11 protein-coding genes are annotated in these 12165 nt (G+C 32.0%); 1 reads left to right on the top strand and 10 read right to left on the bottom strand.

Going from position 1 to position 12165, the window contains the following annotated elements; all coding sequences use genetic code 11:
- Positions 1-136: 136 nt before the first annotated feature.
- The 10 genes from QLS97_RS11040 to QLS97_RS10995 all read right to left on the bottom strand — a co-directional run bounded on the left by QLS97_RS11040 (position 137) and on the right by QLS97_RS10995 (position 8755).
- Positions 137-691, bottom strand: a complete 555-nt coding sequence (locus tag QLS97_RS11040) for a hypothetical protein (RefSeq protein WP_282716694.1) — start codon at positions 689-691, stop codon at positions 137-139.
- A 177-nt stretch (positions 692-868) separates the two neighbouring features.
- Entirely contained in the window at positions 869-1372 is a 504-nt protein-coding gene (locus QLS97_RS11035) for a hypothetical protein (protein ID WP_282716692.1), read from the bottom strand.
- Between the two features lie 178 nt (positions 1373-1550).
- A complete protein-coding gene (locus QLS97_RS11030; RefSeq protein ID WP_099715266.1) occupies positions 1551-1868 on the bottom strand; it encodes a hypothetical protein in 318 nt (105 codons plus the stop codon).
- Positions 1869-2061: 193 nt separating this feature from the next.
- A complete protein-coding gene (locus QLS97_RS11025) occupies positions 2062-3882 on the bottom strand; it encodes a hypothetical protein (protein WP_282716690.1) in 1821 nt (606 codons plus the stop codon).
- Between the two features lie 113 nt (positions 3883-3995).
- A complete protein-coding gene (locus tag QLS97_RS11020) occupies positions 3996-5195 on the bottom strand; it encodes an AI-2E family transporter (protein ID WP_282716689.1) in 1200 nt (399 codons plus the stop codon).
- A gap of 189 nt (positions 5196-5384) precedes the next feature.
- Positions 5385-5915: a mechanosensitive ion channel domain-containing protein gene (locus QLS97_RS11015; RefSeq protein WP_282717219.1), complete on the bottom strand. Its 531-nt coding sequence runs from the start codon at positions 5913-5915 to the stop codon at positions 5385-5387.
- A 13-nt stretch (positions 5916-5928) separates the two neighbouring features.
- Entirely contained in the window at positions 5929-6513 is a 585-nt protein-coding gene (locus QLS97_RS11010) for a Maf-like protein (RefSeq protein ID WP_282716688.1), read from the bottom strand.
- Positions 6506-7429, bottom strand: a complete 924-nt coding sequence (locus tag QLS97_RS11005; protein ID WP_282716687.1) for a geranylgeranylglycerol-phosphate geranylgeranyltransferase — start codon at positions 7427-7429, stop codon at positions 6506-6508. Before QLS97_RS11005 ends, QLS97_RS11010 begins: the two co-directional genes overlap by 8 nt.
- Before the next feature lie 41 nt (positions 7430-7470).
- Positions 7471-7998, bottom strand: a complete 528-nt coding sequence (locus tag QLS97_RS11000; RefSeq protein WP_131916118.1) for a KdsC family phosphatase — start codon at positions 7996-7998, stop codon at positions 7471-7473.
- Positions 7982-8755: a Rossmann-like and DUF2520 domain-containing protein gene (locus QLS97_RS10995; RefSeq protein WP_282716686.1), complete on the bottom strand. Its 774-nt coding sequence runs from the start codon at positions 8753-8755 to the stop codon at positions 7982-7984. Before QLS97_RS10995 ends, QLS97_RS11000 begins: the two co-directional genes overlap by 17 nt.
- Positions 8756-8955: 200 nt before the next feature.
- Here QLS97_RS10995 and QLS97_RS10990 point away from each other — a divergent pair, with 200 nt between their 5' ends.
- On the top strand, positions 8956-12162 hold the full coding sequence (locus QLS97_RS10990; protein ID WP_282716684.1) for a cytochrome c biogenesis protein: 3207 nt from the start codon (positions 8956-8958) through the stop codon (positions 12160-12162).
- Positions 12163-12165: the final 3 nt, after the last annotated feature.

Genomic DNA, 12165 nt, shown 5'->3' with positions numbered 1-12165 from the left:
TTTAAATTTAATTTGCAGTAACTTCAAATGTAGGAATTAAATAATTTTTTCTGAAATGTTTTTGGTTTTCTTTAATAATAAAAAAAGAGAGAGAAAACCAATTTTGGCTCTCTCTCTCTTGTAAATAAACGTGTGATTAATCTCTATCACGTCCGTTTCCGTTACCACGACCATTTCCATTTCCCCGTCCGTTTCCATGTCCATTTCCGTTATTTCGGTTATCCTGTTTTTTATATTCTCGGCGGTTATCATTATCATATCTTCTATGATTGTCATTCCCTCTTTGTTTAACATATACTCTACGGTTATTGTTATGCCCTATATTTCTTTGTTCTCTTCCATGATATCCTCTGTAATATTTTACTTTATGATTCTTAAAGTGGCTATACGGTCTTGAACCATGATAATCGTTTAATACTACTTTGTATCCACCATATAAATCATAGTTTCTATATTGATTTGGTAAATGTCTTGAACGTATCCATCTTCCTCCACCAAAATAAATGAACTGAGTGGCTCTTACATCATAATAAGCTTCTACATCCGGTAAATAATAATATTCAGCTTCTGCATATCCTACAGGTCCCCAAGATGGAGCCGTACCTATGTTTAAACTTACTGAGACTTGTGCATGTATTGTACTTGATGCAAAAAGTATAATTCCTACGGCGATTAATTTTAATGTTCTCATTTTTCAAATATTTAATTAGTAATAATTTTTTTATAATAGCTCGTTAACACGATACTTTTTGAGTAATTCCAACAACTGTGCCAAAACAAAAAAGTTAACATTTAATTAAGGATTAATGCGCTAAAAAAAAAGAGCCTCATTGCTGAGACTCTCCTTATAAATTATATGAAATCAGTATTAATGTTTTCCATTCCCATTTCCATGGCCATTATTTCCTTTTCCACCTTTATTTCCATTTCCTTTATTCGAATTCCCATTATTCCCATTACTTTTGTATACTTTGTTGTTATTACTACGATTGGAACCTATTGATTTTTGAGGTTTACCTTTGTATCCTTTGTAATATTTTACTTTATGGTTATTAAAGTTACTGTATGGTCTTGAACCATGGTAATCGTTTAGTACTACTTTATAACCATTGTATAAGTTATAGTTTCTGTATTGATTAGGCAGGTTTCTTGAACGAATCCATTTTCCTCCACCAAAATAAATAAACTGTGTAGCTCTGATATCATAATAAGCCTGAATATCCGGTAAATAATAATAATCTACAGCTGAGTAACCAGCGGGACCCCATGCTGGAGGACTACCTATATTTACATTTACTGAAACTTGTGCCTGCATCGTATTTGCGGATGCAAAAAGTATAATTCCTGCGATGATTAATTTTAATGTTTTCATTTTTCAAAATTTTAATTAGTAATTAATAGAAAGTAATTTTAAGTTACTATTTTATATCTTTTTGTGGTAAAACCAACAATTGTGCCAATGTCAAATAATTAACATTTAATTGTGTTATTTTACTTCATAAAAAAAGGAAACGAATACTCGTTTCCTTTTTCTATAGTTATAAATTTATTTACAATAAAAGTATCAATAAAAGGATAACTATTATAATTGCACCTACAGATAAGTATACACCATTTCCTGTAGATTTTAATTCTGCTTTAATAGCACGTACTTCTTTACGTAATTCTTTTTTCTCTGAAGAATTCAAAGAAGATTTATCCATTGCTTTTATTTCGTCAAGACGATTAAGCAATACTTTAACTTCTGCAGGAACTTCTTTTGGGTTGTTTGAAACCGAAGTTGGGTTTTTTTCAGCAGCTAACATTTGGGTTGGAACAACACTTAATGACAATACCATCATCATTAAATAAAAGGTAACTTTTTTCATTTCTTTTAGGGTTTTAGTTATTAACTTAATTATACTATAAAAGTAAGCAATATTAACAGATCTAATCTTATATAATTATAATATTAAATTATATAATTTACACTATTGGATTATGAATGCTGTTGTAATGTTTTTAAAATTAGAGGTTTAAATTGGTTTTGTTCCAAGTAGAGATTACTGGATGTAGCCTTTGTTATTTAAAAACCACAGTACGTGGCTTGCCTAATTCAAAATCCTGAAAACCAAAATCAGTGGTTTCAAAAGAGTTGGTTTTGAAAATATTTTCGCCATTACCCGGTATGGATGGATAATAGGAAAGTGAAATCTGGAAAGAACTAAATACTAAAAAATCATTGTTTATTATTAATCCAATCCCAATTTTAGAATATGCTTTATTTTCCAATAATCCTTTTTCAGGATTTCCCAGCATCGCAACTGAATAGTTAAAATAGGGATTCAATCGAAATCCCCAAAGATTCCAGGGCGCATACGCTTGAGTTTGTAAAGTCAGTATTGCTTTTTCGGTACCATAATAAGCACTATTAAATCCTTGAATACCGTAATTTTCATTAATATTAAGCTGATCGCCGATAACGTTTACGCGATTAGAACCAATAATTAGTTGTGGTTTGATAAACTGTCGCAATTTCCATTTTCCAACACTAATCAAGTTCGTAAAGTAATTGGCTTGAAAAGAAAAAGCATTCTGTTTCGTATTTGATTTTTCAAAAAAAGTACCCAACTCAAAATTGGCACTTAGAAATCCCCATTTATAAAAATTGCCAAAAGCTGCCTGTGCTCCTAAATAGTAACGACCTTGGTTGTTTTTATATTGATAACCCGAAGTTATTCCAAATATTTTTCCAATAGGTACATCTTCAATAATTCCATTCTTGAAAATGTAACTGTCTTGAACGAACTTACGGGAGGTGATACCAATTCCTATAAGTGAAAATTTTTCATCAGAATAAAAATCATTGGGGTCGTAATCAATTATTGGACTCTCCAAGTATTTTACATTCAAAAACCGGCCAGCAACTACTAAATTTGTTGTTCTGTGACTCTCTGTATTGCTTTTAAAAATCCTAAAAGCACGACCAAACCATAAATCCTGCGAATTGTATTTGAAATTTTGGTAAGCAAATGCTGCATTACTATCCGGAAGTGTATCTTTTCTAAACTGTTTGTCAAAATAGATTCCGCCAGCCCATTTTGTAAATGGAGAATAAAATAATCGTTCAATATTGATGCTTTTACCATAATAATCATCTAAATCAATACGATAATTTACAGTAGTTTTAATGAATGTATTTTTGAAGTTGGGAATAGTGTACGCTACGCGATACGCATTTTTACCATCACTGAATCTGCTTCTGAATTCATTATTAAATTCATGGCCAGAACCTAGAATATTACGATCGTTCAGTTCAAAATTACTTCCTGAACTGGATATGGAACCCTTAGGAATAATACTCCAGGAATCTAAAACCCGAATGTAAATATCTACGGAATCTTTATTGTTTTTAATCAATTGCGGACTTACATCAACGCGACTGATATAGCGTTGTGTTCGTATTAAACGTTCAGATTCTTTTACTAATAGGGAATCTAAAGGTTTGTTTTTTTTGATGAGCAATAAATTCCTAATGGCAAGCCTGTTTGTTTTAATGTGAACTCTGTTTCCGGTTCGCTCAGCCCAATTTCTAGGTTTTTTTGTAGTATCAATTTCTGAATAACCAAATGGATCTAAAGTAACAATATTGATGTTCCGGATAATCTTTCCTTCAAAGTTTTTGAATTTTTTTTGGACTACTTTTTTCTTTTTGGTTTTTACATTAACAGGTCTAAAAACTAATTTATGAAGAAGTTTGGTGAATTTATTTTTTTTGGAATAAGTCTGGATTTGTTTGTACACTTCTGAAGAATCTTTTTCCTTTTTGTCTACTTGAGAAAAAGAAATCTGATAGCAGCAGAAGATCAAAATAGTTAGAACCAGTCTTTGTTTTTTAAACATGATAAAAAAATAATTTTAAACATTGTTAACGAAACAAAAGAAATAATCTTTTAAATACCAGTTCGAATTAACAAAATTCAGAATTTGAATAGTCGAATATACTATTTTAAAAACTATTCAGTAGTTTTATTAGTGTCGTTTTCAGTTGTGGTTTCAGTAAATACAGGAACTACAATATCTGTTTTAATGATCGTTTTCTTTGGTGTAGATTCAGAATCAAACAATGGTAATTTAATATTGCGCCAAGTATATGTTTTTGGTAAATGGTCTCCCATCAGATATCCCCAAGGTTCTAAAGATTCAACTCTGTCAAAAATTACTTTGAGTACTGCCAGAATAGGAAGTGCTAAAAACATACCGGAAACTCCTGCGATTGCGCCACCTATGATAATTCCAATAATCGATACAAAGGCGTTTATTTCTACTTTAGAACTTACAATCAAAGGAACCAAAATGTTATTATCAATTAACTGAACAATTATGGTAATAACGATTACACCAACAATTATGGAGAAATCAGGAGAACCGGTAAGCGAAGCTACAATACTCAGCACTCCTGCAAAAAGTATTCCTATGTAAGGAATCAGATTTAAAATTCCGGTGATAATTCCCAACAAAATAGCATATTTTACTCCAATAAGCATAAATCCAAGTGTTGTCATTGTTGACACTAAAATCATCTCAATGATTAGACCCACGATGTAACTGTTGATGGCCACTCTTATATTTGTCAATATATCTTTTAACTGCTCATGGTTCTCTTTTTTGAATAACTTGGATAAAAACAGTAAAAAATGAGTTCTATATAAAAGAATTAAAAAAGTATAAATAGGTATTAATGTCAAATTTATTAAAGTATCCGTAAATGACATTAGTGTAGTACCAATCAACTCTTTTCCTTTTTCCATGGAATCTTCAGTGGCGGTATCAATATATTGTTTCTGCTCCCAAGAACTTAAATGAAAATTGTCTCTGACAAATCCTTGAATGTTGCGGAGATGAATGTTGATGTTTTTTTCGATTTTATCAAAATCAGCTGCAAAATCACTAATTTGAAAAGACAGAAAAACAAAAAGTCCAATGAAGATCAATACGAATAAAATTACCGCTAGCATCACCGCCAGAACATGTGGAAAATAGAGTTTTGATTTAAAAAACTGAACAATGGGATACAATAAAATAGCAAATAAAAACGACATCATTATTGGTACCAAAATATCTTGACCAATATAAAAAATAAAAATTAGAGCGATTAAGCCCAATAAAACCAGGGTTAGTTTGGCGTAAAACGGAAATTTTAAGATGTCATTCATATTCTATTATTTTTTAAATAACGTATTTACTATTCAATTATGAATCGTATGTTTCTAATTGACAAATATGAAAAATTAAAGAAATTAAAGTATTATATATTTCTCATCAATAGTTGTAAAATTATCACTTTTAATCAGTTGATTTGCAAAATAGAATGAATTGACAATTAATTTTTTATAAAATCCTGATTAATCCACGAATTCTTTATCGTCAAAATGGTCTTTCAGTATCGAAATTCCTTTTTGCAAAAGCAGGTTATTAGGATAAATAATTTTTTCTCCGTCAATGGTTTTCAGATACACATGAAAAGCACCAATGTCCTCAATCTCTGCTTCAATAGGGAAATCTTTATCATGAATTTTTATAACATCACCAATTTTAAACGGAAAAGAAAAAAACAAAATAACACCTGATGTGATGTTACTCAAAATAGACCATTGGGCAAACATAGCAACGCCCACAACAGTTGTGATAGAAGAAAGTGCAATAAAAATGTCTTTGGTCTGAACACCCCAAATTATTATTAATGCAATAACTACCAAAATATTGATGAATAAGTGAATGTATTTAATCACTAAGTTGGTTCTGTGCTCCAGAGTTTGGTTTGATTTTGCGTAGCGTCGTACCAGTTTTGTTGAAAGAATACGAAATAATATCAGCAAAATTCCCAGAATTCCGGTTGCAATTAGTTCTCTTGTGTATTCTTGAAAAAACGTCATGTCCATAATTTAATTACGCTAATTTACTCAAATATTCGTACACTTTGTCCGTAGGCATTCCCATCACATTTGCATACGAACCTTCAATTTTTGAAACACCTATAAAACCAATCCATTCTTGGATACCATAAGCGCCAGCTTTATCATAAGGTTTGTAATTTTCTAAATAATAACGAATCGATTCGTCGCTTAATTCGTTGAAAGTAACTTTGGTAACTTCGTGCATTACATCCGCTTTTTCATTGGTTTTAAAACAAACAGAAGTTATTACTTCATGCGTTGTATTTGATAATGATTTCAAGATTTCAAAAGCATCTTGCTCATCTTTTGGTTTACCCAAAGCCGTATTGTTATGCCAAACGATGGTGTCGCTGGTAACTAGAATTTCATTCGGTTTTAATTCTCCTTCAAAAGCGCTGGCTTTCAAAAAAGCTAGATAATTAGTAATTTCTTCGGCTTTTAATTCTGGAGGATAAACTTCTTCAATTTCTTTTAATCGAATTTCAAAATCCAGGTCTAAATCCTTGAAGAATTGCTGGCGTCTTGGTGAACCCGAAGCCAGAATTAAAGTGTACTTTTTTAATTTATTTTTAAGCATTGTATTTTATATTTAAACTAATAACAACAATAGATAGAATTCCAAATAGCAAAATCCATTTTAACAGCTGACTCATCGTATGGAACTCTTTTTTAGATTTTGCACTCCAAATTTTTACGGTAAAATAAAATAATGGCCCCACAACAAAAAGCAATAAATATACCGTTGTAAATACTAACTCAAGTAGGTATTTATTGATGTAATAGAGCATAAAAATAATAGGAATAAAGCTCAGTCCAAAAACTATTTTTGCGGTCCTCGATTTCCCTATTGCAATTGGCAAAGTATTCATTCCTTGGTTATAATCACCATCAACATCTTCAATATCTTTAATTATTTCCCTCATAAAATTAAGAAAGAAAGTAAATAGTGCGTAATCTAAAAGAATAGAAAAAATAACTCCCATTTGTTGTTGATTTCCTTCATGAATCGTTGGAAATAAATCAAAAATCCCAATGATAACAACACTAAAAGAAAGCAACAATGCCACGATAATATTACCAATGACCATCATTTGTTTAAGGCTTGTAGCGTACAAATAAAGTGTTGCTGCAATCAAAATAAAAATAGATGCAAAGCCTGGTTTCGATATAACATTTGACAAATAAAAGCCAATGGCTACACCAGTAACAGTAAGTCCAATGTATAGATTATAAGCATTGGTTTCAGAAATGGTTTTGCCTACAATTACATTGTTAGGTTTATTTATGGTATCCGTACTTTGGTCAAAAACATTATTGATAACATATCCTCCAGCAGCAATTAAAATAGTTGATAGCACCAATAATCCATATTGCCAATCAGCTAATGCCAAAGGAATATCCTGAAATTTAAAAAAAACATACCTGAAAATAAGTTGCATAAAAGCAAGCATAAGTAGATTCTCGTATCTGATTAGTTTTAAAAATGGAAACATTGATGTTATTTAAAATTTATAATTTAACATTTAAAATAGTACTAATCATGTTTCCCATCAAAATACGCCATCCATTTTCCTTGTGCTTTCATTACTTGTTCAATAACATCTCGTGCAGCTCCTTTTCCTCCATTTTTATGTGAAATATATCTGGAAATAGCTTTAATTTCAGGACTTGCATCTTGAGGACAAGCTGGTAATCCCACTAATTTCATCACGTGATAATCCGGAATATCATCGCCCATGTACAAAACGTGTTCCGGATTGATATTGTAAACATCAGTATATTCATCAAATGTTTCTACTTTGTTTGGTGTGCCCAAATGAATATCTGTAATTCCCAGATTTCGTAATCTAACGCGAACACCTTCATTGCTTCCTCCCGAAATAATACAAACGTTATAACCGCTTTCTACCGCGGCTTTCATGGCATAACCATCACGAATATTCATGGTGCGAAGAATTTCTCCTTCATTGGTTACAAAAACAGAACTGTCAGTAAGTACGCCGTCTACGTCAAATATAAACGTAGTAATATCATTCATTATTTCTTTATAACTTTTTGCCATTATGCTGTATAGATTGTGTTAGTGTTTTATAAATTTTAAGGTGATTTTCATTGGATAAAAAAGCCTCATGTGCCTCAATTGTTGCGGTGTCATTGCGTTTAGCCGGTCCGGTTTGAGCTTCTGATGGCGAAAGTAACATTATTTTTTGAGCTGTTTCTGTAATTAAAGGAGTTAAAATTTCAAAAGGAACCTGATGCTCCTGACAAATTTCCTGACCTATTTGGTACAAATGATTCGTGAAATTATTGACAAAAACTGCCGCAACATGCAATGCTTTTCTCTGTTCAGAGTTGATAGCGAATATTTTATCAGAAATTGATTTAGCTACTTTATCCAATAATTGATAATCCGTTGCATTTTCGCTTTCTAAACAGATAGGAATTGTTCTGAAATCAACTGCTTTATTTTTAGTAAAAGTCTGCAGGGGATAGAAAACTCCTTTTCTGTTATTGTCATCCAAAGCATTCAAAGAAACACTTCCTGAGGTATGAACCACCAAGCGATTTTTGAAAGGAAGTTGCGAAGATATGCTGGCAATTGCATCATCAGAAACGGCAATAATATACAAGTCTGCTTCAGCTAAAGTATCTAAATCATTTGTAATCTGACTTGAATCGAGTAGTTGAGATACGCTTCCTGTTTGTCTTGAGAAAACTTGAACTAATTCAATTTCAGCTCCCAGATTTTGGGAATTTTGAAATGCTGCAATCAGATGTTGTGCTACATTTCCTGAACCAATAATAATTACTTTAGTCATGGGACAAAATTAGCAAAAAAATATTAAGAGTTTTATTCAATTTTGGATTGGCTAATAAACTGTAACTCCAATTAAAATATACTTTTATTCCAAAAAATGAAGCTACTTAATTTTAGATTAAATTAACAAATGTGCGAATATAGAAGTCAACATTTTTAAGTACTTTTGTGGCACTTTTATAAAAACATAATCCCTTAAAAATGGATAAAAAAATATTTTCTTTTTTGTTTTCTACTCGATTAATGGCTTTTTTATTTATTGTATATGCGGTTTCCATGGCTACAGGAACTTTTATCGAAAGCAAGTACAATACCGACACAGCAAAAATTTTAATTTATAATGCATGGTGGTTTGAGGCCATACATGTATTTTTCATGATTAATTTCATTGGAAATATTAAGCGTTATCAGTTATTAAAAAAAGAAAAATGGGCTACTTTATTACTCCATTTGTCTTTTATCTTCATTATTGCCGGTGCTTTTGTAACACGTTACATCAGTTATGAAGGCATGATGCCTATTCGCGAAGGCGCTGCTGAAAATCAAATTTTTTCAGATAAAACGTTCCTGACTGTTTTTGCAGATGGCGAATATAAAGGGGAAATGAAACGCAGGGTTTTTGAAAAACAAGTATTGCTTTCTCCAGCTACTAATAATAATTTCAGTATTTCCGAAAAGTTTGCTGATACGCCATTTGAAGTAGAATATGAAAATTTTATTATGGGAGCCAAAGAATATATTAAACCTGATCCGAAGGGAATTGTATATTTAAAAATTGTAGAAGCAGGAGATGGCGGTCGTCACGAACATTTTTTACAAGAGGGCGAAGTCCAAAATATTCATAATGTATTATTTGCTTTAAATAAATATACGGACGGTGCCATAAATATTAATACTACAGGAAGTGGCTATACGATTCAAACGCCTTTTGAAGGAAACTTTATGCGAATGGCGGATAAATTAGAAGGAAAAGTAACTAAGGATGCTGCACAACCATTGATGATGCGCTCTTTATACAGTATTGGTGAAATGCGATTTGTGTTTCCGGATCCTGCGGTAAAAGGTGTTATTGATTATGAATCGGAAAATGATTTTAAAGCAAAGAACCATGAAGATGCATTATCCATAAAAATCTCTGCCGAAGGTCAAGAAAAAATAGTTACAGTATTAGGTTCCAAAGGTAAATTAGGAGATTCTAAAACAGTGAAAATTGGTAAAATAGATTATACTTTTTTCTACGGAAGTAAAGCGTATGTATTGCCTTTCAAGATAAAATTGAATGATTTTATTGCGCAGAAATATCCGGGAACAGAGAAAAGTTATTCTTCATTTGAGAGTAAAGTTACCGTTCAAGACGAAGAACCTTTTGATGCTAGAATATTTATGAATAATGTTTTGGATCATGACGGATATCGCTTTTTTCAATCTGGTTTTGATCCTGACGAAAAGGGAACGATTTTATCAGTAAACCACGATTTCTGGGGAACTGCAATTACGTATAGCGGTTATTTTATGTTATATTTTGCAATGATGGCGATTATGTTTACTAAATATTCCCGTTTTGCGGATATTAAACGCAAATTAGAAGTTGTAAAAATGAAGAAATCTAAACTCTTGACGATTTTGATTTTGTTGTTCAGTTTCAATAGTTTCGCGCAAGAACAAGAACACAATCACGCAGATCATGAAGGGCACGCTCATACAGAAGCCGAAGCTGCGCCTGCAACACATGCCAATCACACTAAAAAAGTATTGAGTCAAGATGAACTAAATGCTTTGATTACTAAATATAAAGTTCCAGAAGTACATGCTGCAAAATTTGGAAGATTAGTTATTCAGGATGCGGGTGGTAGAATGAAACCTATCAATACGTTTTCTTCGGAATTATTGCGTAAAGTAAGCCATGATGATTCTTATAACGGAATGAATTCTGATCAGGTATTTTTGTCCATGACGCAATACGCGAGTTATTGGATTGAAATTCCAATTATCTACATCAAAAGCGGGAACGACAGCATTCGTAAAATAATTGGAATTGATAAAGCGGCAGAATTTGCTCCTTTCGTATCTTTCTTTGATGCAAAAGGAAATTACAAGCTTTCTAAATACTTAGAAGAAGCGTTCAAATCAGCGAATCCAAATCAGTTCGAAAAAGACTTTATCGAAACTGATAAAAAAGTAAACTTGATGGAATCTGCGCTAAGCGGACGAATATTGAAAATTTTCCCTATTCCGGAGGATAAAAACAATAAATGGATTTCATACTTAGAATTGAATGAATCAGGTTTGAAAGGAATGGAAGCTACGTATACTAAAAGTGTATTGCCATTGTATTTTGGTTCTTTGGCTAATGCTTCTGTTTCTAATGATTACAAAACTGCCGATGAGTTATTGGAAAGCATGAATGGTTTCCAAAAAAGATTTGGTAGTAAAGTGAGACCAAGTGAAGAAAAAATAACCTCTGAAGTATTGTATAACAAGTATGATGTTTTCAAGAAACTTCCGTATTGGTACATTTTTGCGTCGATTTTGATGTTATTCTTCACGATTTTACAAATCTTCAAAGAAAGAAAGGCATTGAATTATTTAGTTAATTTCATGCACATTGTTGTAATTGGATTATTTGCATTACACACTTTGGGATTAATCGCAAGATGGTATATTTCTGGTCACGCGCCTTGGAGTAATGCGTATGAATCTATTATATATGTAGCTTGGGCGACCATGTTTTTTGGTCTTGCTTTTGATAGAAAATCAAAACTTACTGTTGCTTCATCAGCCTTCGTTACAGCTATGATTTTGGCAGCAGCCTACATGAACTGGATTGATCCTGAAATTGCAAATTTACAACCTGTTCTAAATTCGTATTGGTTAATGATTCACGTTGCGGTAATTGTAGCGAGCTATGGACCATTTGCATTAGGAATGATTTTGGGAGCTGTTTCGTTGTTATTGATTTTGTTTACCAATGAAAAAAACAAAGCCAAAATGGATTTGAATATTCAGGAAATCACCTATATCAACGAGTTAGCGCTAACAATAGGTTTGATTATGTTGACTATTGGAAATTTCTTAGGAGGACAATGGGCCAATGAAAGCTGGGGACGTTACTGGGGATGGGATCCAAAAGAGACTTGGGCCTTAATTAGTATTATGGTGTATGCATTTGTAATTCATGCTCGATTTGTGCCTTCTTTACGCGGAAAATGGGTTTTTAATTTAATGAGTATGTTTGCTTTTATATCTATCCTGTTCACGTATTATGGTGTAAATTTTCACTTGGTAGGATTGCATTCGTACGCAAGTGGAGAAGCGCATTCATTGAATTGGATCTGGTATTCATTAGGAGGAATAACTTTATTTGGAGCTGTTTCGTATCCAAAATACAAGAAGTATTATAAGAAATAAGAA

The sequence above is a fragment of the Flavobacterium yafengii genome, from assembly GCF_030010375.1.
In the GTDB taxonomy this organism is placed as follows: domain Bacteria; phylum Bacteroidota; class Bacteroidia; order Flavobacteriales; family Flavobacteriaceae; genus Flavobacterium; species Flavobacterium yafengii.
The sequence above is the reverse complement of the archived record's forward strand: the minus strand, read 5'-3'. Positions and strand labels throughout refer to the sequence as shown.

Excerpts from the sequence above, each read along its gene's own strand:
- QLS97_RS11040 (WP_282716694.1), bottom strand. The coding sequence starts at position 691 with ATGAGAACATTAAAATTAATCGCCGTAGGAATTATACTTTTTGCATCA.
- QLS97_RS11035 (WP_282716692.1), bottom strand. The coding sequence starts at position 1,372 with ATGAAAACATTAAAATTAATCATCGCAGGAATTATACTTTTTGCATCC.
- QLS97_RS11030 (WP_099715266.1), bottom strand. The coding sequence starts at position 1,868 with ATGAAAAAAGTTACCTTTTATTTAATGATGATGGTATTGTCATTAAGT.
- QLS97_RS11025 (WP_282716690.1), bottom strand. The coding sequence starts at position 3,882 with ATGTTTAAAAAACAAAGACTGGTTCTAACTATTTTGATCTTCTGCTGC.
- QLS97_RS11020 (WP_282716689.1), bottom strand. The coding sequence starts at position 5,195 with ATGAATGACATCTTAAAATTTCCGTTTTACGCCAAACTAACCCTGGTT.
- QLS97_RS11015 (WP_282717219.1), bottom strand. The coding sequence starts at position 5,915 with ATGACGTTTTTTCAAGAATACACAAGAGAACTAATTGCAACCGGAATT.
- QLS97_RS11010 (WP_282716688.1), bottom strand. The coding sequence starts at position 6,513 with ATGCTTAAAAATAAATTAAAAAAGTACACTTTAATTCTGGCTTCGGGT.
- QLS97_RS11005 (WP_282716687.1), bottom strand. The coding sequence starts at position 7,429 with ATGTTTCCATTTTTAAAACTAATCAGATACGAGAATCTACTTATGCTT.
- QLS97_RS11000 (WP_131916118.1), bottom strand. The coding sequence starts at position 7,998 with ATGGCAAAAAGTTATAAAGAAATAATGAATGATATTACTACGTTTATA.
- QLS97_RS10995 (WP_282716686.1), bottom strand. The coding sequence starts at position 8,755 with ATGACTAAAGTAATTATTATTGGTTCAGGAAATGTAGCACAACATCTG.
- QLS97_RS10990 (WP_282716684.1), top strand. The coding sequence starts at position 8,956 with ATGGATAAAAAAATATTTTCTTTTTTGTTTTCTACTCGATTAATGGCT.